At 66.8% G+C, this 21,523-nt stretch carries 24 protein-coding genes and 1 tRNA gene; 10 read left to right on the top strand and 15 right to left on the bottom strand.

Features of this window, described 5'->3' with window-relative positions:
- Window positions 1-85 precede the first annotated feature (85 nt).
- From UC32_RS01650 to UC32_RS01630, 5 genes are all read right to left on the bottom strand, one after another.
- Entirely contained in the window at window positions 86-856 is a 771-nt protein-coding gene (locus UC32_RS01650) for an SDR family oxidoreductase (protein ID WP_045729530.1), read from the bottom strand.
- A gap of 35 nt (window positions 857-891) precedes the next feature.
- Window positions 892-2,289, bottom strand: coding sequence for an MFS transporter (locus tag UC32_RS01645; RefSeq protein ID WP_045729529.1), 1,398 nt, complete (start codon window positions 2,287-2,289; stop codon window positions 892-894).
- Complete coding sequence (locus tag UC32_RS01640) at window positions 2,286-2,792, bottom strand: winged helix-turn-helix transcriptional regulator (RefSeq protein WP_045729528.1); 507 nt, start codon at window positions 2,790-2,792, stop codon at window positions 2,286-2,288. The genes UC32_RS01645 and UC32_RS01640 overlap by 4 nt, the downstream gene beginning before the upstream one ends.
- 51 nt (window positions 2,793-2,843) lie before the next feature.
- Window positions 2,844-4,007 (bottom strand): cystathionine gamma-synthase, encoded by a 1,164-nt coding sequence (locus UC32_RS01635; protein WP_045729527.1) that lies wholly within the window; start codon window positions 4,005-4,007, stop codon window positions 2,844-2,846.
- Window positions 4,008-4,072: 65 nt separating this feature from the next.
- On the bottom strand, window positions 4,073-5,458 hold the full coding sequence (locus tag UC32_RS01630; protein WP_045729526.1) for a cystathionine beta-synthase: 1,386 nt from the start codon (window positions 5,456-5,458) through the stop codon (window positions 4,073-4,075).
- A 59-nt stretch (window positions 5,459-5,517) separates the two neighbouring features.
- On the opposite strand from UC32_RS01630, the gene UC32_RS01625 reads away from it, so the two are divergent.
- A complete protein-coding gene (locus tag UC32_RS01625; protein ID WP_045729525.1) occupies window positions 5,518-6,705 on the top strand; it encodes an SLC13 family permease in 1,188 nt (395 codons plus the stop codon).
- Between the two features lie 40 nt (window positions 6,706-6,745).
- Here UC32_RS01625 and UC32_RS01620 read toward each other — a convergent pair whose 3' ends face one another.
- Both UC32_RS01620 and UC32_RS01615 read right to left on the bottom strand, forming a co-directional pair.
- On the bottom strand, window positions 6,746-7,123 hold the full coding sequence (locus tag UC32_RS01620) for a DUF1304 family protein (protein WP_045729524.1): 378 nt from the start codon (window positions 7,121-7,123) through the stop codon (window positions 6,746-6,748).
- A 30-nt stretch (window positions 7,124-7,153) separates the two neighbouring features.
- Window positions 7,154-7,588, bottom strand: coding sequence for a VOC family protein (locus tag UC32_RS01615; RefSeq protein ID WP_045729523.1), 435 nt, complete (start codon window positions 7,586-7,588; stop codon window positions 7,154-7,156).
- Window positions 7,589-7,709: 121 nt separating this feature from the next.
- Here UC32_RS01615 and UC32_RS01610 point away from each other — a divergent pair, with 121 nt between their 5' ends.
- Together UC32_RS01610 and UC32_RS01605 are read left to right on the top strand one after the other, a co-directional pair.
- The gene (locus tag UC32_RS01610; protein ID WP_045729522.1) at window positions 7,710-8,720 is read left to right on the top strand and encodes a DNA-3-methyladenine glycosylase family protein; all 1,011 of its coding nucleotides are present in this window, start codon (window positions 7,710-7,712) and stop codon (window positions 8,718-8,720) included.
- A 49-nt stretch (window positions 8,721-8,769) separates the two neighbouring features.
- Entirely contained in the window at window positions 8,770-9,324 is a 555-nt protein-coding gene (locus UC32_RS01605; protein WP_052690498.1) for a hypothetical protein, read from the top strand.
- A 25-nt stretch (window positions 9,325-9,349) separates the two neighbouring features.
- Here UC32_RS01605 and UC32_RS01600 read toward each other — a convergent pair whose 3' ends face one another.
- Window positions 9,350-11,026 (bottom strand): AMP-binding protein, encoded by a 1,677-nt coding sequence (locus UC32_RS01600; protein ID WP_045729521.1) that lies wholly within the window; start codon window positions 11,024-11,026, stop codon window positions 9,350-9,352.
- A gap of 102 nt (window positions 11,027-11,128) precedes the next feature.
- Here UC32_RS01600 and UC32_RS01595 point away from each other — a divergent pair, with 102 nt between their 5' ends.
- A complete protein-coding gene (locus UC32_RS01595; protein ID WP_045729853.1) occupies window positions 11,129-11,407 on the top strand; it encodes a putative quinol monooxygenase in 279 nt (92 codons plus the stop codon).
- A 67-nt stretch (window positions 11,408-11,474) separates the two neighbouring features.
- On the opposite strand, the gene UC32_RS01590 is transcribed toward UC32_RS01595, so the two are convergent.
- A complete protein-coding gene (locus UC32_RS01590) occupies window positions 11,475-11,897 on the bottom strand; it encodes a thioredoxin family protein (RefSeq protein ID WP_015937931.1) in 423 nt (140 codons plus the stop codon).
- A gap of 147 nt (window positions 11,898-12,044) precedes the next feature.
- Between UC32_RS01590 and UC32_RS01585 the strand changes: the two genes are divergently transcribed.
- Both UC32_RS01585 and UC32_RS01580 read left to right on the top strand, forming a co-directional pair.
- On the top strand, window positions 12,045-12,968 hold the full coding sequence (locus UC32_RS01585; RefSeq protein WP_045729520.1) for an ABC transporter ATP-binding protein: 924 nt from the start codon (window positions 12,045-12,047) through the stop codon (window positions 12,966-12,968).
- Window positions 12,965-13,789, top strand: coding sequence for an ABC transporter permease subunit (locus UC32_RS01580; protein WP_045729519.1), 825 nt, complete (start codon window positions 12,965-12,967; stop codon window positions 13,787-13,789). Before UC32_RS01585 ends, UC32_RS01580 begins: the two co-directional genes overlap by 4 nt.
- Window positions 13,790-13,878: 89 nt before the next feature.
- Here UC32_RS01580 and UC32_RS01575 read toward each other — a convergent pair whose 3' ends face one another.
- Window positions 13,879-14,424 (bottom strand): acyl-CoA thioesterase, encoded by a 546-nt coding sequence (locus UC32_RS01575; RefSeq protein ID WP_045729518.1) that lies wholly within the window; start codon window positions 14,422-14,424, stop codon window positions 13,879-13,881.
- 85 nt (window positions 14,425-14,509) lie between these two features.
- On the opposite strand from UC32_RS01575, the gene UC32_RS01570 reads away from it, so the two are divergent.
- Both UC32_RS01570 and UC32_RS01565 read left to right on the top strand, forming a co-directional pair.
- On the top strand, window positions 14,510-15,244 hold the full coding sequence (locus UC32_RS01570) for a potassium channel family protein (protein ID WP_045729517.1): 735 nt from the start codon (window positions 14,510-14,512) through the stop codon (window positions 15,242-15,244).
- Between the two features lie 346 nt (window positions 15,245-15,590).
- Complete coding sequence (locus UC32_RS01565; RefSeq protein WP_045729516.1) at window positions 15,591-16,625, top strand: LysM peptidoglycan-binding domain-containing protein; 1,035 nt, start codon at window positions 15,591-15,593, stop codon at window positions 16,623-16,625.
- A 101-nt stretch (window positions 16,626-16,726) separates the two neighbouring features.
- Here the strand turns inward: UC32_RS01565 and UC32_RS01560 are convergent, their stop codons facing one another.
- The 3 genes from UC32_RS01560 to UC32_RS01550 all read right to left on the bottom strand — a co-directional run bounded on the left by UC32_RS01560 (window position 16,727) and on the right by UC32_RS01550 (window position 17,867).
- Window positions 16,727-17,152 carry a CBS domain-containing protein gene (locus UC32_RS01560; RefSeq protein ID WP_045729515.1) on the bottom strand — a complete coding sequence of 142 codons (426 nt, stop codon included), beginning with the start codon at window positions 17,150-17,152 and terminating at the stop codon, window positions 16,727-16,729.
- 199 nt (window positions 17,153-17,351) lie between these two features.
- A tRNA-Tyr gene (locus UC32_RS01555) sits at window positions 17,352-17,433 on the bottom strand.
- A 179-nt stretch (window positions 17,434-17,612) separates the two neighbouring features.
- A complete protein-coding gene (locus UC32_RS01550; RefSeq protein ID WP_015937938.1) occupies window positions 17,613-17,867 on the bottom strand; it encodes a hypothetical protein in 255 nt (84 codons plus the stop codon).
- A gap of 185 nt (window positions 17,868-18,052) precedes the next feature.
- On the opposite strand from UC32_RS01550, the gene UC32_RS01545 reads away from it, so the two are divergent.
- Window positions 18,053-18,544, top strand: a complete 492-nt coding sequence (locus tag UC32_RS01545) for a YajQ family cyclic di-GMP-binding protein (protein ID WP_045729514.1) — start codon at window positions 18,053-18,055, stop codon at window positions 18,542-18,544.
- A gap of 202 nt (window positions 18,545-18,746) precedes the next feature.
- Here UC32_RS01545 and htpX read toward each other — a convergent pair whose 3' ends face one another.
- Together htpX and UC32_RS01535 are read right to left on the bottom strand one after the other, a co-directional pair.
- On the bottom strand, window positions 18,747-19,616 hold the full coding sequence (gene htpX / locus UC32_RS01540) for a zinc metalloprotease HtpX (protein ID WP_045729513.1): 870 nt from the start codon (window positions 19,614-19,616) through the stop codon (window positions 18,747-18,749).
- 28 nt (window positions 19,617-19,644) lie between these two features.
- The gene (locus UC32_RS01535) at window positions 19,645-20,916 is read right to left on the bottom strand and encodes an MFS transporter (protein ID WP_045729512.1); all 1,272 of its coding nucleotides are present in this window, start codon (window positions 20,914-20,916) and stop codon (window positions 19,645-19,647) included.
- Window positions 20,917-21,032: 116 nt separating this feature from the next.
- Between UC32_RS01535 and UC32_RS01530 the strand changes: the two genes are divergently transcribed.
- Window positions 21,033-21,518 (top strand): Fur family transcriptional regulator, encoded by a 486-nt coding sequence (locus UC32_RS01530; protein WP_045729852.1) that lies wholly within the window; start codon window positions 21,033-21,035, stop codon window positions 21,516-21,518.
- Window positions 21,519-21,523 lie beyond the last annotated feature (5 nt).

Here is a 21,523-nt window from a genome sequence, read left to right as displayed (position 1 = left end):
GTAGCAGTAGATGTCGTTTTGGGGGCTCAAAACAGCACTTACTGCGACCTGGTTGCGAGGGAAGTTGGGAAAGGGGCCCGGGCACCTAGGCCGAGAAACCGCCGTCGGCTTTGATCAGCTGGCCGGACACCCAGCGGCCCGCCGGCGACAGCAGGAACGCCACGGTCCCGGCGACGTCGGCTGGGGTTCCCAACCGTCCGGTGGGCTGGCGCGCAGTTCCTGACTCGCGCACCTCGTCCGACATCCAACCGGTGTCCACCGGGCCGGGGTTGAGGACATTCGCGGAGATGCCCTGCGGTCCCAGCTCGCGCGCCGCGGCAATGACGATCCGGTCCAGCGCCCCCTTGGACGCTCCGTAGGGAAGGTTGAAGGCTGTGTGGTCACTGGTCAGCGCAACGATCGCGCCGCCGTCGTCCGTTGCCTGCCGTGCGAAGGCGGCGATCAGCTGCCAGCTGGCCCGGGTGTTGACGGCGAAGTGCCGTTCAAAGGATTCGAGGCTGGTATCGAGGATGCCGGAGTCCACGGACTCGGCGTGGCTGAGCACGAGGCCCTGCAGGGGCCCCGCAAGCTCGACGGCCTCGGCGACCAGGCGCTCCGGCACCGCGGGATCCTGCAGGTCCGCTGAGAGGACGTGGACCTTGGCGCCTATGGCTTCGAGTTCCGCGGTCAGCCGGACTTCGTCCTCGGGGTCACTCCCCCACGGCATGCGGCCGTCATACTCCTGCCAGCCGGCAAGCACCAGGTCCCAGCCATCGGCCGCGAGCTGGCGGGCTATTCCCGCCCCAATGCCGGCCAGCCGGCCAGCGCCCGTAACAAGGGCAACGTTGCGGGCAGGGACCGGAGCCGTGGATTCCATGCGTCCAGCCTAGCCGCGCCGGGCAGGGACCCCGCTCACGCCGCTGCGTGCTCCGCCCCGGACTGCGCCTCGCCGGCCCGGCGGTGCTTCCGGATGGTGGCGCTGATGACGGCGGCGATAGTGCACATGGCGGCTGCACCCAGCCACGCGTAGGTGTAGTGTCCGGTGGCGTCGCGGAGCGCACCTGCCGCCAGCGCCGCAGCGGCGGCCCCCAGCTGATGGGCCGCAAAGACCCAGCCGAACACCACGCTGCCGTCCGCGCCAAAGGTTTCGCGGCAGATGGCGGCCGTCGGCGGCACGGTGGCCACCCAGTCCAGGCCGTAGATCACCACGAACACGATCATGCTGGGCTGGACCTCGGCGCTGAGCAGCAGCGGGAGCACCAGCAGGCCGATGCCGCGGAACTGGTAGTAGACGGCCAGCAGGATGCGCGGGTTGAACCGGTCCGTCAGCCACCCTGAGGCGATGGTTCCGAGGATGTCGAAGATCCCGACGACGGCCAGCAGGCCCGCGGCAGTGGTTTCGGGCATCCCGTGGTCGTGTGCGGAGGGGATGAAGTGGGTGCCGATCAGGCCGTTGGTGGTGGCACCGCAGATCGCGAAGCCGGCAGCCAGGGCCCAGAAGGTACGCACCCTGCTGGCCCGGCGGAGCACCTGCAGGGCGCGGACGGCGGCGTTGACACGCGGGCCGGCATCCGCAGGCTGCACCGGCGCCCCTGTTGGAGACTGCGTTACTGCCGGTTCGGCGCCGTAGGGCAGGACGCCGGCCTCAGCGGGCGAGTTCCTGAGGAACTTCAGCACCAGCGGAACAACGGCCAGGGCCCCGGCGGCGATCAGCAGCGAAGCCTGCCGCCAGCCCGGGTCCTGGGCGAGCATTGCGATGAAAGGCAGGAAGACCAACTGGCCCGCGGCGCTCCCGGCTGTCAGGATGCCGATCACCAGCCCGCGGCTCCTGGTGAACCAGGTGTTGGCGATGGTGGCGGCGAAGACCAGCGCCATGGAGCCGGTGCCCAGTCCGATCAGCAGGCCCCAGGTCAGCAGGATCTGCCAGGACTGGTTCACCAGGACGGTGAGTGCACTGCCCATGCCGATCAGCACCAGTGCCGTGGCCGTCACGGCCCGGACGCCGAAGCGTTCCATCAGGGCCGCTGCGAACGGTGCCGTCAGGCCGAACAGGACCAGGTTGATGCTGACCGCCGCAGACAGGACAGTGGTGCTCCAGCCGAATTCCTGCTGCAGCGGGACCATGAGGACGCCCGGGGCTGCCCGGAAGCCGGCTGCGCCCACCAGGGCGAGAAAGGCCACGGCTGCCACGATCCAGGCGGGGTGCAGCCGGCGGGGAGGACGTGCCTGCTCCGCGCCGCCGGGACGTTCCGGGGCGTCGGCTGCCTCCCGGTCGCCGGGGACGGCCGCTTCGTCTGGCAGGGTGCTCATGCTGCGGCTCCGTTGCGGGGGGAGGTGGCAAGGGCCACGGGAGTATCGGACCGTGTCTGGCTGTGCCAGCTGGTGTTGGCGGCGGTGAGCCGCTGGCCACAGGACATACAGGTATCGGCGGACGTGGTGCGCTGCCCGCAGTCCGAATGGATCACGAACATATGGGCCTTCTCCGATGGCGCCGGCAGGTGCTTCTCCGACCAGATCGTCACGGCATTCAGGACCGGGAGTACGTCCTCCCCCTTGGAAGTGAGGACGTACTCCTGGCGGGTTCGGCCGCCGTCGTCGTAGGCCTGCTTCGCCAGCAGCCCGGCGTCCACCAGACCCGCGAGGCGCCTGGTGAGTACGGAGTCCGCCGCCTCAAGGCGGGCTTTCATGGCGTCGAAGCGGCCGTTGCCGAAGAAGACCTCGCGGAGGACAAGGATGGTCCAGGGGTCTCCCAGGACGTCCAGGCCGCGGGCCATGCTGCAGTTCCGGCGGGACCAGTCGGATCGAAGTGGCATGCCGGAAACGCTAGCTGACTTTCTTCAAGAAAGCCATAGCCCAGCCTACCGTTACGGGATCGCGGAGAACGCCTGCTCCAGGTCGCCGATCAGGTCTTCTTTATCCTCAATACCGCAGGACAGGCGCAGCAGGTTCACCGGCACGGCAAGCTCGGTGCCCTTGACCGAAGCATGCGTCATTTCCGATGGGTAATTCATCAGCGACTCGATGCCGCCCAGGGACTCGGCCAGGGTGAATACCGAGGTTGACTCCGCCACCTTGCGGGCAGCAGCTTCGCCGCCCTTGAACTGCACCGAGACCATCCCGCCAAAACTGCGCATCTGGCTCTTGGCCAGTTCGTGCCCGGGGTGGGACGGAAGTCCCGGGTACAGGACGGCCTCAACTTCGGGGCGTTCCAGCAGCCATTCGGCCACAGCCTGGCCGTTCTCGCTGTGCCGGTCCATCCGCACGCCCAGGGTCTTCAGGCCGCGGGTGGTGAGGAAGGCATCCATGGGCCCGGACACTGCACCGACGGCGAACTGCACGAAGCCGATCTTGTCCGCCAGCTCCGCGTCCTTGACCACGACGGCGCCGCCCACCACATCGGAGTGGCCGCCGATGTACTTGGTGGTGGAGTGGACCACGACGTCGGCACCCAGGCCGAGCGGGTTTTGCAGGTAGGGAGACGCGAAGGTGTTGTCCACCACCAGGAGGGCACCGGCGTCGTGCGCGATGTCCGCGAGCGCGGCGATGTCCGTGATCTTCATCAGGGGGTTGGAGGGCGTCTCTACCCACACGAACCGGGTCTTGTTGGCGGCGACGGCGCTGCGGACGGTGTCCAGGTTGGCCATGTCCACCGGGGTGTTGCCGATGCCCCAGTCGCCCAGCACACGGCTGATCAGCCGGTACGTCCCGCCGTAGGCATCGTTGCCGAGCACTATGTGGTCACCGGGCCGGGTGAGGGCACGGATCAGGGCGTCCTCGGCGGCCAGGCCTGAGCTGAAGCTGTAGGCGTGCGTTCCCAGTTCCAGTGCCGCCAGCTGTTCCTGCAGGGCGTCGCGGGTGGGGTTGCCGCCGCGGCCGTACTCGTAGCCAGCGCGAAGGTTGCCGATGCCGTCCTGCGCGTAAGTGGAACTGAAATGCAGCGGCGGAACCACGGCGCCGGTGCGGGGCTCGAAGGCCTGGCCGGCGTGTACGGCACGGGTGTTGAAACCTTGGTTTCCGGAAACAGTCATGATGTTCCTTTCAGCGGTGGTTGAGCGTACCGAAACCGGGTTTCGGCCAGCCCAGCCACCGGATACTAGTTGCTGAGGTACGCCAGGAGGTCGTGCCGGGTGAGGATGCCGATGGGGGCGCCCACGAACGTGACCATGACGGTGTCCACGTCGGAGAGCAGCTCGCGGGCCGCCGAGATGCTTTCCAGCGATCCGATGACGGGCAGCTTGGGACCCATGTGTTCAGCAATCTTGTCCGTCAGCTTGGCTTCGCCGCGGAAGAGCTTGGCCGTCAGGCTGCGTTCGTCCACGGCACCGAGGACCTCGCCCATCACCACCGGCGGTTCCTGCGAGAGCACCGGGATGTGGCTGACGCCGAACTCGTTCATGATGTTGATGACGTCGCGGACGGACTCGTTGGGGTGGATGTGCACAAGGTCCGGCAGTTCACCGTTCTTGGACTTGATGACCTCGCCCACGGAGGTTTCCTCGCCGCCGGCCAGGAAGCCGTACGAGCGCATCCATTGGTCGTTGAAAATCTTGGCCAGGTAACCGCGCCCTGAGTCGGGCAGGATCACGACGACGACGGCTGATTCGGGGAGGTCCTTTGCCGCCTGCAGGGCGGCCACCACGGCCATCCCCGACGAACCGCCCACCAGCAGTCCTTCCTCGCGGGCAAGCCTGCGGGTCATGGCGAAAGAGTCTGCGTCGGTGACGGCGATGACCTGGTCCGGAACGGATATGTCGTAGTTCGCCGGCCACATGTCCTCGCCCACGCCCTCGACGAAGTACGGCCGGCCGGTACCGCCCGAGTAGACCGAACCCGACGGATCCGCTCCGATGATCCGGACCACGCCGCCGTCGGACTCGGGACGGTCCGCCGAAACCTCCTTGAGGTAGCGGCCGGTACCGGTGATGGTGCCACCGGTGCCTGCCCCGATGACCACGTGGGTGACCTTGCCGTCGGTGTCCTGCCAGATCTCCGGACCGGTGGTCCTGTAGTGGCTGCCCGGCGCTGCAGGGTTGGAGAACTGGTCCGGTTTGTAGGCACCAGGCGTTTCGCGGACCAGCCGGTCCGAGACGCCGTAGTAGCTGTGCGGGCTGTCCGGCGGCACGGCGGTGGGTGTGACCACAACCTCGGCTCCGTAGGCCTGAAGGACCGCCCGCTTGTCCTCGCCCACCTTGTCCGGAACGACGAAGATGCACTTGTAGCCCTTTTGCTGTGCCACGAGTGCCAGGCCCACTCCGGTGTTGCCGGAGGTGGGTTCGATGATGGTGCCGCCGGGCTGCAGTTTACCTTCCCGTTCGGCGTCCTCGACCATCTGCGCCGCGATGCGGTCCTTGATGGATCCGCCGGGGTTCAGGTACTCGACTTTCACCAGGACGGTGGCCTTGATGCCCCCGGTTACGTGGTTGAGTTTGATGAGCGGGGTGTTGCCGATGAGGTCCAGGATGGACTGGGCGTACTTCATAGGTATAAAGCTACCGCTTCCTGCACGCGCCACCCGGCCGGGGGTGCGACGATAAGGCGGTGAAGCAGTTCGCATGGGCCAAGGCTGCCCGCAGTTACCTGCTGCCCGGTGCCGCGCTGGCGGCAGGCCTGGCAGCCCTGGCCACAGGCATCCTCCCCCTGCCGGCGTTCAGTGAACTGGCCGGGCGGACGGTGCCCATCCTGGGCTTTGTCCTGGCCATGTCCCTGGTCACCGAACTGGTGGACGAGGCAGGGCTCTTCCGGGCCGTGACGGGAAGGCTCGCGGCCCTGGGCCGGGGCAGCGTGTTTACCCTGTGGCTGCTGGTGATCGCGCTGGCTACCGTGTCCACGGTGTTCCTGTCCCTGGACACCACCGCGGTGCTGGTGACGCCGGTGGTTGTCCTCCTGGCCATGCATGCCGGAATCCCGCCGCTGCCATTCGCCCTGACCAGCATCTGGCTGGCCAACACGGCATCGCTGCTGCTGCCCGTGTCCAACCTGACCAACCTGCTGGCCCAGGAGCGGCTGGGCCTGAGCCCGGTGCAGTTTGCCGGGCTGGTGTGGGCTCCGGCAGTGGTGGGTTTGCTGGTCCCCCTTGTCCTGCTGTGGCTGGCCTTCCGGCGCGACCTCCGCGGGCAGTACCGGCCACGGCCCGTCCGCCCGGCCGGGGACCGGACCCTGCTGGTGATTGCCGGGGCAACGCTCCTGGTCCTGCTGCCGGCGCTGGTCTCCGGATTGCCGGTCCAGTACCCGGCGCTTGCCGCGGCAGCTTTCCTGGTGGCGGTATTCATCTGGCGCCGTCCGGCGGCGTTGAAGTGGTCCATGGTGCCGTGGCGGCCCCTGATGCTGACGGCCGGGCTGTTCATGCTGATGGAAGCCCTGCATGCCAGTGGCCTCACCGCCCTGCTTGATGGCGTGGCAGGTTCCGGGGATGGCCTTCCTGCACTCCTTCAGCTGGCCGGCGTTGGGGCGGGCGCTGCAAACGTGGCTAACAACCTGCCGGCCTACCTGGCCCTGGAGCCCGTGGCGGACTCCCCCGCCCGGCTTGCCGCGCTGCTGATCGGGGTCAACCTCGGGCCACTGATCAGCCCGTGGGCATCCCTGGCCACGCTGCTGTGGCACGAGCGGCTTCGGGTGCTGAACGTCCCCGTCAGGTGGGGCGGTTTCGCGCTGGCAGGGCTGGTGGCCGTGCTGCTGACGCTCCCCCTTGCCGTACTGGCACTCTGGTCCGTGTCAGGGATGCACTGATTCCTCCGTTGCCCCATAACAGTGACTGCATGGGCGACGGTCAGGCGGCAAACATCAGCCAGAGAATGATGGCGGGCAGAAGGGCCTGCCCGATCCCGCTGAGCCAGAGCCTTGGTTCACTGATGACCAGAACAGCTCCGAGGATTGCATGGGCGATGCACATCATGGCCACGATGGTCCGGTCTGTCGCGAGGTCTCCTGAGTTGGCAATGACCACCCCGGCAATCCCAAACAGGCCCCAGACAATGTTGTAGAACCCTACGTTCACGGTCCACAGCCGAACCGCTCCGGTGTCTTCAGGCTTGATCAGGAAGATTGGGTAGAGCCGTGGATTTTTGTACGCGAAGGCTTCCAGCAGGCCCACCGAAACGAGGACCATCCCGGTGATGATTGCCAGCACCTGGATCAGCGTGCTCATGCGTGGCCCTCCTGGCTCGGCGGCGGGCTGCTAGGCGCCGTCCGCCGTTGCCTGCCCTGCCTCGCCGGCTTCACTGGCCTCGTTGGCGGGAAGGTTTTCCCACAGCCCCATGACGTTGCCTTCGGTGTCCCTGAAATAGGCGAAGTGCCCCATGCCCGGGATGGTCTCCTTGGCCCGCACCACCGCTCCGCCCAGCGATTCGACGGCCTTGAGGGTGGCGTCGATGTCCGGTACGTCCACGGTGATCACCGGAGAGGCCAGGTCTGCCTCCCTGTCCATCATGCCGCCGTTGATCGCACCCGGCTCCGTGGGCCTCCCAGAGGAGTCCATCGGCGTGGTGGTCACGTTGGTGTAGTAATCCATCCCCGGCACCGGTTCCAGCGTCCAGCCCAGTGCCTGCCGGTAGAACTCCGCTGCCCGTCCGCGGTCGTCCGCGGGGATTTCGAAATGCACTACTCCGCCCATGGCGTCTTCCTGCCTTTCCCGGCCGGGCGCGGCGGCTCCGCGCCTCACGCTGGGATTCTAGTCCGGCCGGTCTCCGCTGATAAGGGCCCGCCGTGTCGCAGGGCCGTGGGACGATTAAGGCATGACCATCGCAGCAGCACCTCCCCGGCTTGCCGCCGGCGCGGACGTGTCCCTGTGCTGGTATCCGGAGGGCCCCTACAGCCTGGCCCGCACCCTTGGCTCGCTGCTGCGCGGCCACAGCGACCCCTCCTTCAGCGTCCAGGGGGATGTGATCTGGAATGCGTTTACGACGCCGGACGGTCCCGCCACGCTGCGGCTCAGCCCGGTGGGAGGTACTGCCTCCGGAGCGCACGACGACGGCCCCCGGGTCCCAGCCCGGGTGGATGTCCAGGCGTGGGGACCCGGTGCGGAACTGGCGGCACGTGCAGCTCCCCGGCTGATGGGCGCGGATGACGACTGGTCTTCCTTTGATGAGCCGGTATTCCACGCCACGCTGCCCCGGATGGTCCGCGAGGCCCGGCGGCGGAGCCAGGCGCTGCGCCTCCCGGCCAGCGGCCGGATGGTGGACCAGCTGGTGCCCATCATCCTGGAGCAGAAGGTCACGGTCATCGAAGCCCGGCGGGGGTACAGGTACCTGGTGCAGCGGTATGGAACGCCCGCCCCGCAGGCCGGCATGTCCACACCCCAGGGCCTGCTGGTGCCGCCTACGGCCACGCAGTGGCTGCATGTCCCCAGCTGGGAGTGGCACAAAGCCGGCGTGGGACCCCAACGTTCGGCCACGGTGATGCGGGCACTGCGCTCCGCCGCCGCGCTTGAACGGCTGGCCGGGCTGCCGGCAGCAGAAGCCGGGCTGAAGATGCAGACCATCCCGGGCATCGGGATCTGGACTGCGGCTGAAGTGGTGCAGCGGACCCACGGCTGCCCGGATTCCATTGCCGTGGGTGACTACCACCTGGCGGCCTACGTGGGGGCGGCCCTGACCGGACGCCGGACCGACGACGCCGGGATGCTCCGCCTGCTCGAGCCCTGGAACGGGCAGCGGCAAAGGGTGGTAAGGATGATCCAGAGCTCCGGCTTCCGCAAGCCGACCTTTGGCCCCCGGATGACCATCCAGGACCACCGCGGGCACTAGCCACCGGACTTAACGCGTAAGGCGGCCCACATGTGGGTAGGGTGTCCGGATGGATGCGGCAACGAATGCGACCCCCGGTACCAACGAGCCAGGAGAGGACAGCCATGTCCAGCTTCAACTGGCCATCTTTGACGTCACCCGGGATGCGGAGGGCCACGACCTTGACGAGATCAAGGAGAGGCTCCGGGCAGAATTCGCCCGCCGTGGCGTCCAGTCCCCGCCGGGCACCTGGCTGGACTCGGTGGCATCCGCCGCGTTCTACGGAAAGCCGTATATCGTGGACCTCCCCTCTGCCGTTGCCGCCGATGATGCCGTGCCCGCCCCCACCGATGAGGTCAGGGAACAGCTCGAACTGCGGAGGGAGCTCCGGCACGAAAAGCTGCCGCCGGGCACACTCCCTGCCGCGTCCGAATGGAAGCTGTCGCCGGACGAGGTGACCACAGCTGACGCCGCCCCATCGCCGGGCGGGCCTCATTCCCGCGGTCCGGAAGGGAACGGTGCCGGCTTCCGCCCGCTGCTCATCGCGGCCTCGCTGGCCGCCGCCGTCGTCCTGGCGTTTGTTGCCGCGCGGGCCACCCGCCGGGGTGCGGGCCGGGCAAAATAAGCCCGCCCCGCGAAACGGCGAAGGGTCAGAGGCCCAGCCGGGCCACCGCTTCCTGCCGCATCTCCACCTTCCTGATCTTCCCCGAGACCGTCATGGGAAAGCTGCTGCGGATCTCGACGTAGCGGGGCACCTTGTAGTGCGCCAGCTTTCCGCGGCAGAAGTCGGCAAGTGTTGCCGCATCCAGTGGTTCAGCGCCGGGCTTGAGGATGATGCAGGCCATCAGTTCCTCACCGTATTTGTCGTCCGGCACCCCGATCACCTGGACGTCCTGGACTGCCGGGTGGGTGTAGAGGAACTCTTCGATTTCGCGGGGATAGATGTTCTCGCCGCCGCGGATCACCATGTCCTTGATCCTGCCCTCCAGCAGCACATACCCGTCAGCGTCCATCCGGGCGAGGTCTCCGGTGTGCATCCAACCCTCGGCATCGATGGCTTCCGCGGTCTTGTCCGGCTGGTTCCAGTACCCGTCCATCACCGCGTAGCCGCGCGTGCAGAGTTCGCCGATCTCCCCGCGCTCCACCACGGCGCCGGAAACGGGGTCCACGATCTTGCTCTCCAGGTGCGGCATGGTCCGGCCCACCGTTTCGGTCCGGTGCTGCAGGGTGTCGCCCTTGCGCGTCATGGTGGATACCGGCGACGTCTCCGTCATGCCGTAGCAGATGGCCACGTCCGTCATGTTCATGTCCGCGATGACGTGGTTCATCACCTCGATGGGGCACAGCGAACCCGCCATCACCCCCGTGCGGAGGGTGGAGAGGTCGTAGGAGGCGAAATCGGGCAGGGCGAGCTCGGCAATAAACATGGTGGGCACCCCGTACAGGGACGTGCCGCCAAAATCCTGGACCGCCTCCAACGCCGCGGCGGGCGAGAACCCCCGGCCCGGGATGATGGTGGCGGCGCCATGGCTCAGGGCGTTGAGGTTCCCGATCACCATGCCGAAGCAGTGGTAGAACGGCACCGGGATCACCACGCGGTCGTGTTCGGTGTAGCCCAGCAGTTCCCCGATGGCGAAGCCGTTGTTCAGGATGTTGTGGTGCGTGAGGGTGGCGCCCTTGGGGAAGCCGGTGGTGCCGGAGGTGTACTGCAGGTTGATGGGATCGTGCGGATCCAGTTCCGCCATCCGCGCCTTCAGTGCGGAGTGCCCGACGGCGTCAGCCCGCTTGAGCAGCTCGGCGTACGTCAGCTCCGCGTCGCTGAGCGGGGACACGGCGTCGTCCAAGTCCCCGCCCGGAACCGGCAGGAACACCAGTTCCCGCAGCTCCGGGCAGCCGGCGAGCGCCTGCCGGGCCATCCCCACATAATCGCTGTTGGTGTCCGGCGGCGCAGTCACGAGGGTGCGCATCCCGTTCTGCTTCACCACGAATTCAAGCTCGTGGCTGCGGTAGGCGGGGTTCACGTTGACCAGGATGGCTCCCACCTTCGCGGTGGCGTACTGCAGCAGCGTCCACTCGGCGCAGTTGGGGCTCCAGATGCCCACCCGCTCCCCTTTGGCCACGCCCAGGGCGAGGAGCGCGCGGGCCAGCCGGTCGACGTCGTCGTTCATCTTGCTGTAGCTCCAGCGGCGCGCGTCGGCGCCGGGCACCGGTGCGGCCTCGATCAACGCGTCGTGGTACGGGAACCTGGCGGCCACCCGCTCGAAGTTCGCACCAATGGTCTCCTCGAGCAGCGGAACGTCAGTGTCCCCGGCTGTGTAAGCACGCATGCAGGCACGCTACCAACAGGGAGGCGGCAATGACAGCATCCCTGACCCATGTCCGCCGCAACACGGCGGGAAGCGGTGCCCGTGCCCGGTATTGTGAAATCCATGAGTGCACCGATCGACCTGCAGGCAACGTTTATCCCCAACGAGGGCGAGTTCTTCCGCGTGAAGCTGGCCCTGGAAATCGCCATTGATGAGGTGGTGAACGAGCCGGGCTGCATCCGCTACGAACTGACGGAAGCCACCGAGGAAAAGCTGGTGCTGACCGAACAGTGGGCCTCCGAGGAAGACCTGGCCAAGCATTCGAAGGGCATCGCGGTGCAGGACCTCAACGAATCGCTGAGCGCCCTGCTGGCTGAGCCGGCCAAGGTGGAACGCATCTAACGGGCCACGAAGACGAAAGAGCGGGACCTCCCTGTTGGGAGGTCCCGCTCTTTGGTTTATGGATTCTTTACAGGTCCGGGATCTGCGAGCCGTCCTGGGGGCCTGAGGGCTTGGCCGCGGCTGAAGCCTCTTCACGCTGCTTGGCCACGTGGGCGTGGACTTCCTCCATGTCCAGGGCCTTCACGGCGTCCACCACCTGCTCCAGCTGCTGGGCGTTCAGCGCGCCGGGCTGGGAGAACACCAGCACCTTTTCGCGGAAAGCCATCAGGGTGGGGATGGAGGAGATGCCTGCCTCCGCGGCGAGCTGCTGCTCGGCTTCGGTGTCCACCTTGGTGAAGAGGACGTCAGGGTGCTTCTCGGAAACAGCCGAGTACGTGGGCCCGAACTGCTTGCAGGGGCCGCACCATTCTGCCCAGAAGTCGACCAGGACAATGTCGTTGCCTTCGATCGTCGATGCGAACTGTTCACCTGTGATGTCAAGGGTAGCCATGGAACTACGGTACGCGTGATGCCGCCGCCGTGTGCCGCTGTTCGCTGCACGCGTCATCGGGAATAACCCGGCTCTGCACATGTACACAGCTGCTTCCCGGGCCTACCCTATGGTCATCAGCCCCGCAGCAGCACCCGGGAGGGCCCCATGGACATCGCGGTTACCGCGCATTCCCTGACCAAGAGCTTTGGCCGCCGCGAAGTCCTGCACGGCGTCGACTTCGAGGTGCAGGCGGGCAGTGTTTTTGGTGTGATCGGCCCCAACGGCGCAGGCAAGACCACCACCATGCGCTGCCTCCTGGACATCATCCGGCCCAACAGCGGTGAGGTGCGGGTCCTGGGCCTGGACCCCAGGGCGGGCGGGCCGGACCTGCGCCGCCGCATCGGCTACCTCCCGGGCGAACTTTTCCTCGAAGGGCGGGTGACTGGGCGGAAGCTGCTGTCCCACTATGAGGCGGTCAGCGGACCGGTGCCGCCCGGCAGGATTGACGAGCTGGCCGAGCGGCTGGACCTTGACCTGGACCGTCACACCCGCAAGCTGTCCAAGGGCAACAAGCAGAAACTCGGCCTGGTGCAGGCCTTCATGCACCAGCCGGAGCTGCTGGTGCTGGACGAACCCACCAGCGGACTGGACCCCCTCATCCAGCAGGAGTTCCACGCCATGCTCCGGGAGGCCCGCCACAACGGCCAGACCGTTTTCCTGAGCTCCCACGTCCTCAGCGAGATCCAGCAGACCGCTGACACGGTGGCAATCCTCCGGGACGGCCGCATCATCGCGATCGAATCCGTGACCGGGCTGCGGGAAGGCGCCGTGCGGCACCTCCGCTTCACGGCCTCCCACACAGCGGCACCCGACGCCGTTGCGCTGCTCACGGCGGTGCCAGGCATCGGGAACATCGAGGTGCTGGAGTCCAACGGCGGCGTCACCCTGTCCGCGGTCCTTGAGGGCGCCATCCAGCCGCTGCTCCATGCGCTGGGACGGCTGGAGCTGACCGACCTTGTGTTGGAAGAGCCGGACCTTGAGGAGTCCGTGCTGAAGATGTACGCCATGCCGCAGAAGGAAGTCCTGTGAGTCACCCAGGGAAAAGCCCTGCGGGCACCCGGCTTCCGTTGTTCCGGCGGGCCTTCGTCGATTCGTGGCGCTCCACCCTTGCCTGGGCGGCCGGCCTCGCTGCGGCCGCGTTCCTGTACCTCCCGCTGTACCCCTCCATCGGAGGCAGCGACCAGATGCAGGAAATGATCAATGCCCTGCCGGCAGAGATGACCCGTGCCCTGAATTACGACCAGATCGCCTCCGGGCCCGGCTACACGCAAGCTACTTTGTTCGGGCTGATCGGTTTCCTCCTTATGAGCATCGCCACGGTAGCCTGGGGCGCCGCTGCCGTGGGCGGCGATGAGGAGTCGGGACAACTTGAACTGACGCTGGCCCACGGCGTGCGGCGGGTGCAGGTAGTCCTGGAACGCGCACTGGCACTGCTGTTGCGGGTGCTGGTGCTGGCCGCCCTGGCTTTCGTCATCGTGGCCCTGCTGAACGGCCCCTCCCAGCTGGACATCGATACTGCCAACCTCTTCGGCGCCGTGGTGCTGTTTGCCGGACTTGGCCTGCTCACAGGGACCTCGGCGCTGTTCGTCGGCGCGGCCACCGGACGCCGCACATACGGGCTCGCGGCCGGAGCGGCAGTGGCCGTGCTCGGTTACGTGTTCAACGCCGTGGGCCGGCAAAGCCCGGACGTGGAGTGGCTGCTCAGGGTCAGCCCCTACCACTGGGCCTACGGCAACTCCCCCATGGTCAACGGGGCCGACTGGGCTGCTGCCGGGTGGCTCTGGGGAATCTCTGCGGCCCTGGTGGTGCTGGCCGCCGTCGCCCTCGAACAGCGCGACGTCGGCGCGTAGCCGGCACCGCTAATTCAGGACCCCTTAGGGGCTGGCTTTATGGGCATGGCGTCAGGGCCTGTCGTTTGGACCCGTCGTTTGCGCCCGGCTCAGGGCCAGGAGTGCGGAGCCGGCGTGCGGCTGCCGGGCAGCTGGCTGGATTCGCGCCATTCGTGGATCCACCCGGGCAGCACCAGGTCTGCGGGCGGCTGGCCGAATTCGCGAAGGATCTCGTCCTGGCTGACCGGACCGGACCTGCTGACCAGCCGCGTGGCGATGTAGGCACGCGCGTAGATTTCGCCGTCGGCCACCATCCGCTGCTCGAAGAAAATTGCCTTGGTGTCCAGCCCGATGATCCGGGTCTCGATGGCGTACTCCTGCCACAGTTGCAGCGACTTACGGAAGGCAATGGTCTCGGCCGCCACCACGGGACTCCAGCCGCGGCGGCGCATCCGCTTCCAGACCCCGCTGCGCACCATCAGGTCGAACCGGCCCAGGTCCATCAGGGACAGGTACATGCCGTTGTTGACGTGCATGGCGATGTCGATGTCCGTGGGCAGGACGCGCAGGGGCAGGGAAGCACTGTCCCATACCGTGAGCGGACGGCGGCGGGCTGAACGGAACAGCAGGAGCAGGGTCCTCAGGAGAAGGTGCATGACTCGATGTTACCCGCTGGTAACTTTGCTGGCGCGGACAGGCGTGGAGGTACCCGACGCCGGCCGTGCACGTAGGATTTCCAGCATGACGCACCAACGCTACCGGGACCTGGCGGAATGGCCGCTGATGGGCACTGCGCTCGTCTTCCTGGCAGCCTACGCGTGGCAGGTGATCGGCCGCCTCGAAGGCAGCGGCGCGAGCTGGCTGGAAGCCGTCATGTGGGCCACCTGGATAGTGTTCGCCGTCGATTATGCGGCCAACCTCTGGCTGGCACCGCGCCGGTGGGACTGGTTCGTCCGCAACCTCCACGAACTGCTCATCGTGGCCCTGCCGTTTTTCCGGCCGCTGCGCCTGCTCCGGCTGGTGACACTGCTGTCCGTACTCCACCGGACCGTGGGCGAAACCCTGCGGGGCCGCGTAGTTACTTACGTGGCCGGTTCGGCAGGAATGCTGATCTTCGTGGGCGCGCTCGCCGTCCTGGATGTGGAGCAGTCCGCACCGGACGCCAAGATCGTCACCTTCGGAGACGCGCTCTGGTGGGCCATCACCACCATCACCACCGTGGGCTACGGCGACCTCTACCCGGTGACCCCCATCGGCCGGATGGTGGCAGCCGCGCTGATGATGAGCGGAATTGCCGTGCTCGGCGTGGTCACGGCATCGATTGCTTCGTGGCTGGTGCAGCGCGTGGAAGACACCGCGGAGACAGTGGCCGAGGCCGTCGAGGAACCCGTCCGCGCCGAAGTTGCGGAGCTGGTGGCCGAGATCTCCGCACTCCGCCGCGAGATCGCCGAGCTGAAGGAAAACCGGACCCTCTAAAGGGTGCCCGCAGGTAGGCGGCGGCCGGTTCCTGAGTACGCGGGCCGGCGGCGGCCAAGTAGCGGGCGGGAAAAGTCGGGTAATTCCTACTGATGCCGGGCTGTTCCCCCGGTTCCTAGACTCGGGATTCCTAGGACAGAACCACGCACCGGCGGTTCCCCGGGTTTGCTCCCCGGGCCCTCCGCCGCAACAAGGAGCCCCCCGCATTTTCTGGGTATGCGGCCGGCCTCATCGAACGCACCGCGTGGCCCCCGTTACCGGCGGCCACGACGCGTCAGATCTTAATTCTTCCTGCCGCAGCCGGCGTTTGCGTCCGGCCGGCGGGAGCGCACCCGGATGGGCCACCATGAACCAGCCATATGTCACCACCGATCCCAGCAGCAGAAGCTTCGCCACCGACGAACCCCGCGACACCATCACGCCCGGCCGCCCGGCTATCAGCCACAGGCTTTGGGCCGGAATGGCAACCGCGGCAGTAGTGGCGGCCGTGGGGGTAGGAGCCTTAGCAGGCCCGTCCACCCCTCTCACAAGTCCGCCAGACCAGGGCACGACGGCGGCCGGCCAGGTTGCCAACGCCGCACCTGCAGCGCAACCCGCCGCAGCCGGCGACGCACCGTCCGCTCCGTCTGGGCAGGTTTCCCCGGCTCCCGACCATTCGCCGGCGGCCACGGCCGAGGCTGCCGCACCACCGGCCGCCGCGCCCGATCCGGTTCCGGCGCCGGCCCCCGAGCCCGCTCCTGCACCTGCACCTGCACCAGCACCAGCACCTGCGGCCGATTCCAACCGGTACACGGTGGTGTCCGGCGACACGGTCGGCGCCATTGCCGGCAGGTACGGCGTCGACATGAACGCCATGCTGGCTGCCAACGGGCTGGGTCCGTACAGCATCATCGTCCCCGGCCAGGTCCTTGTGTTGACGGGTCCCGCGGTGGCCGTGCCCGTGGCTGCACCTGCGCCCAGCCCGGCAGCAGCCCCTGCACCCGTCGCCGCTGCACCGCCACCGGTTTCCGCGCCAGTTGCGCCGGCCGCCCCTGCTGCGCCGGCCGCCCCTGCAGTGCGCACCATCTATGTGGCCGGCGCCGGCGGGCAGTCGATGGTGGACGCCTGCATCGGCCCCATCCACTACACCCCGAACGACGGCTACTCGCTCTTCATTACTGAGCACGATTTCTGCGGCGGCTGGGCACGGTTCTCCGGCATTGGCGTCGGCGAGACGGTGAGCATCCCGGGCTACGGAACGTACAAGGTGACGGGCCGGGGCCAGGTCCCCAACCCCGGTACCACCAACGATGTCATAGCAGTTTTCGGCGGCTTCCCCCGGGCCATCCTGCAGACCTGCATTCCGGGGACCAGCCAGATGCTGGTGATCGCGCTGAACTGAGGGGCCGCCTGGCCCCACGGACCAGGTTCCCAGAAGCTTGTCCGCGGCTCCGGACCTTGAGGGTCCTGATCCGCGGACAAGGCCATGATGTGGTGCACCGGCTACACCCCGTGGCGCTCCGAAATGTGTTCCACCAGTTCGCCCACCCGGTGCTCGGAGTAGTTGCGGGCAATGTCACCCTGGCTGATGATGCCGACGAGCTTATGGTCGGCAATCACGGGAAGCCGGCGGATCTGGTGCTTTTCCATCATGTCGATGGCGGCATCCACGTTGGCGTCGGCGTCAATCCAGTGCGGCGTGCCGGAGGCGAGCTCGCGGGCCATCACCTGCCCCGGGTCCCGCCCGGCAGCGACGCACTTGAGCACGATGTCGCGGTCGGTGATCATGCCTTTCAGCTTGCCGTCGTCTCCACAAATAGGCAGCGAACCGCAGTCCATGTCCCGCATTGTCCGGGCAGCTTCCACGAGGGATTCATTTTCCTTGATACATCGCGCATCAGTGGTCATGAATTCGCGTACAGCACTCATTGAATCCTCCTTCATCGATGGAATATCGACGCAGGGCATCGGGGCACGTGCGCCGATGGTGCCAGATTACGCCCGGTCCAACAGGGATGTCGACGGCGGGCTGCGGCGGCGGATCACGCGGGAGCTGAAGCGGGAGAAGATGTCCCGGGGGAACGAAAAAGCCTCCGGAACCTGTTGGTTCCGGAGGCTTCTCCTTGGGTGGCAGATGAGGGATTCGAACCCCCGTAGGCGTTGCCAGCTGATTTACAGTCAGCCCCCTTTGGCCGCTCGGGTAATCTGCCGAACTTCATAAGAAGACCCTGGCTACAGTCTGTGAAACACACCTTTTCTGTTTCCAGTCCGGTCCGTTCCGCTTCCAGTAACCGCGGGCAAGACAACTTTACAGAACTTCCGCCCAAGAATCGAATCGGGTGGGCTGACACCCCGGAAAGCCCGGAACGGCGCGGAAATTCGGCGTGCGTCAGGCCTCGCCGCTGATCCTCCCGGCCAGCCTGGCTTCAAACTTGATGGCCTGTTCCTCGGTGATCTGGTTCAGCTGTACGGCCCGCAGCAGGTCCTCGCTGACTCCTGCCATGCGCGAGGACGCGTCAGCTACCGGACTGAAGACGATGGACGCCGCAACAGCGGCGGCCGCTACGGAGGTTGCCGCCGTTGCCACTGCTCCTGCAGCCGCCGAGGTGGTCCGGGTGACGTAACTGACGGCCTTGCGGTGCATGGTGGTTCCCTTCGCGACTTACCAACACGTACAACTGTTCCCACCCTGCCTTCGTTCCCTCCGGGTGTCCGCTGAGAGGGAACTGTGAATCTTCGGACCCCCGGTGCGAAGCAACCGTACTAGTCTGGAATGCAGTGAATAGTGCCCTGTCCGTGGACGGGGCTCCAGCCGGAATAAGGAGAGTCATGGCAGGCGAGTCAACGTTCGACGTCGTAAGCAAGGTGGACAAGCAGGAAGTGGCAAACGCCCTGAACCAGGCCCAGAAGGAAATCGCCCAGCGCTATGACTTCAAGGGAGTCGGCGCCGAGATCGATTTCAGCGGTGAAAAGATCCTGATGAAGGCCAACTCAGAGGAACGCGTCAAGGCCGTCCTGGACGTCTTCCAGTCCAAGCTGATCAAGCGCGGCATTTCGCTGAAGTCCCTGGAGGAAGGCGAGCCGTTCGCCTCCGGCAAGGAGTACCGGCTGGAGGCGTCCATCAAGGAGGGCATCGCGCAGGACCTGGCCAAGAAGATCAACAAGATCATCCGCGACGAGGCCCCCAAGTCCGTCAAGTCCCAGATCCAGGGCGACGAGCTCCGCGTAACTTCCAAGTCCCGCGACGACCTCCAGGCCACCATGGCGCTGCTGAAGGACTTCGACGAAGCGGACCTGCAGTTCGTGAACTTCCGCAGCTGACCGTCCTGCGGCCCATGTAGCGGCCGTTATCGACGCGCGTATGTTCTACCGTTGCGTAAAAAGGCCGGCGCACCCCGTATTCCGGGGGCGCCGGCCTTTTTGCGCGTCGGGGACGGGTTTGGTCGTCGAGGACGGGCACGCGCGTCGCCTGCCCACCAACCAGCCAACTCCGCAAAACAGGCGTCCGACGGCGGGACGCCGACTACTGCAGGGGCCGTCCGGCCATGCGTTCCAGCCGCGCGATCCGGTCCCGCATGGGCGGGTGGGTGGCGAACAGCTTGTTCATGGCACCACCCCGGAACGGGTTGGCAATCATCAGGTGTGAAGCATTGACCAGCCGCTGGTCCGGCGGCAGCGGAACCATGGTGACGCCCCGCTCGATCTTGGCCAGGGCTGAGGCGAGCGCCAGCGGATCGCCGGTGAGCTGCGAACCGTCCTCGTCGGCGTCGTACTCCCTGGTGCGGGAGATGGCCATCTGGATCAGCGACGCCGCAAAGGGTGCCAGCAGTGCCATGGCGATCATGGCCAGCGGGTTGGTGTTGCGCCGGTCGCCGCCGCCGAAAAAGAGCAGCATCTGGCCCACCGAGGTGATGACGCCCGCGACGGCGGCAGCCACCGACGAGGTGAGGATGTCGCGGTTATAGACGTGCATGAGTTCGTGGCCCAGGACGCCTCGGAGTTCGCGGGCGTCCAGGAGCTGCAGGATGCCTTCGGTGCAGCAGACGGCGGCGTTCTGCGGATTGCGGCCGGTGGCGAAGGCGTTGGGGTTCATGGTGGGAGAAACGTAGATCCGCGGCATGGGCTGGTTGGCCCGGGCGGACAATTCCCGCACGATCTGGTATAGCTGCGGCGCCTGGGCTTCGGAGACCTCGAAGGCCTGCATGGAACGGATGGCAATCTTGTCGCTGTTCCAGTAGCCGTAGAACGTGGTGCCGACGCCGACCAGGGCCATGATCCAGATGGGCGCCGAGCTGCGCGTCCCCGCCCCGATCAGTGCGCCCAGAGCCAGCAAAACCGCCCAGAGCACGCCGAACAGCGCCGCGGTCTTGAGCCCGTTGTGATGTTTGTGCACGATTCCTCCTTACTAAGGGAACGGATCGCTACGGAGCCGGGTTCCGCGCGTCGTAGCGGCGGAAACCCGGCTGCAGCTTGGCCGCGGTCCAGGCCCCGGCAATGCAGAGCAGCCCGCCGAAAAGCAGCACCCAGCCCTCATTGAGGAGCTTAGTCGCGCCCCCGGCCAGGAGGTCGCCAACCCGCGGCCCGCCGGCCACCACCACGATGAACACACCCTGCAGCCGGCCGCGCAGGTGGTCCGGCGTGGCGGCCTGGAGGATGGTGTTGCGGAAAACGCTGCTGACCGAGTCGGCCACACCTGCGAGCACGCAGCACAGCGCTGCGGGCAGCAGCCAAGGCGTTGCCGTTTCGCCCTCCGCCCTGCCGGCGAGGAGCACCACCAGGCCGAATCCGGCGATTGACGCACCCCAGCCCATCACGGAGACAACCACAGCAGTAGCCTGTGCGCGCACGGTGCCCAGCGGCCCGGAGAACAGGCCGGCAAGGAAGGCCCCGACGGCGGTGCACGCGAGCAGGATGCCCACAGTCGCCTCGCCGCCGCCAATCATCAGCGCGGCGACGGCAGGCAGCAGGGCGCGCGGCTGGGCCAGGATCATGGCCACCAGGTCGATCACGAAGGTCATCCGGAGGTTGGGCCGGGTTCCCAGGAAACGGAATCCCTCGATAACCGACCTGATGCCCGGCTTGCTGCGGGCACCTGTCGGGGCCAGGGGCGGGAGCCGGTACACCGCCCAAAGGACGAACGCAAAGCTTACGAAGTCAATGGTGTAGGTCCAGCCGAAGCCGATCCAGGCCACCAGGACGCCGGCCAGCAGGGGCCCGGCGGTCATGGCGAGGCCGAATACCAGCATGCTGAGGGCGTTCGCAGCGGGCAGGAGTTCCTTGCGGATGAGCATCGGGATGATGGCGCTCCGGGCGGGCTGGTTGATGGCCTGCGCTCCGCTCTGCAGCGCCACCAGCAGGTACAGCACCCAGACGTTCCCCACGTGCAGCCACGACTGCAGCGCGATGAGGCCGGTGGTCAGCCACAGCACGGTAGTGGCCAGCAGCGCCACCTTGCGCCGGTCGTGTGAGTCCGCGATGGATCCGCCCAGCAGGCCCCCGATCACCAGGGGAACCAGCGCGAAGATGCCCAGCAGGCCCACGTAGAAGCTGTCCTGGGCCAGCCGGTAGACCTCGAGGCTCACCGCCACCAGGGTGAGCTGGCTGCCGACGGCAGAGACCGCCGAACCCAGCCAGAGCCGGCGGAACTCCGGGCTTTCGCGCAGCGGTGTGATGTCGGCCAGCAGTTTCCCCACCCTGCAACACTAGTGGGCAGCCCCGGCCCGGCCGGCAAAGCCGCAGGTCCGCCACGCTTCGGAAGTAAGCCACGCCTTATTGTGAGATAGTCAAAATAAGTGGTCTAATGGGTTTCATGACGGAACACTTTGACGGCCAGGACGCATGGGCTGCAGCCCTGCGTGCCCACGGCCGCAGGGTGACCAAGCAGCGGCTCGCTGTACTCGCCGCCGTCGAACGCCACCCCCACTCCCCCGCCGAAAGCATCCTGGCTGCAGCCCGCGCCGAGCTTCCGGAACTGACGGCACAGTCCGTCTACGTGGTGCTCGGAGACCTGACGGACCTGCACATGCTCCGCCGGTTCGAGCCTCCACACTCCCCCGCCCTCTATGAAACGCGGGTGGATGACAACCACCACCACGCCATCTGCATCAGCTGCGGGCGGGTGGAGGATGTGGACTGCGCCGTGGGCCATGCCCCGTGCCTGACCCCGCACTGGGACGAAAAGTCCAAGCCGATGACCATCCAGATCGCCGATGTCATGTACCAGGGCATCTGCCAAGACTGCCAGCAGTCCCAACAACAGACTTTCAATCCTCCCCTACAGATAAACAAGAAATAGGAGAA

This window comes from Pseudarthrobacter chlorophenolicus, assembly GCF_000962805.1.
GTDB classification, from domain to species: Bacteria; Actinomycetota; Actinomycetes; order Actinomycetales; family Micrococcaceae; genus Arthrobacter; species Arthrobacter chlorophenolicus_A.
This window is presented reverse-complemented; position numbering and strand designations above follow the sequence as displayed.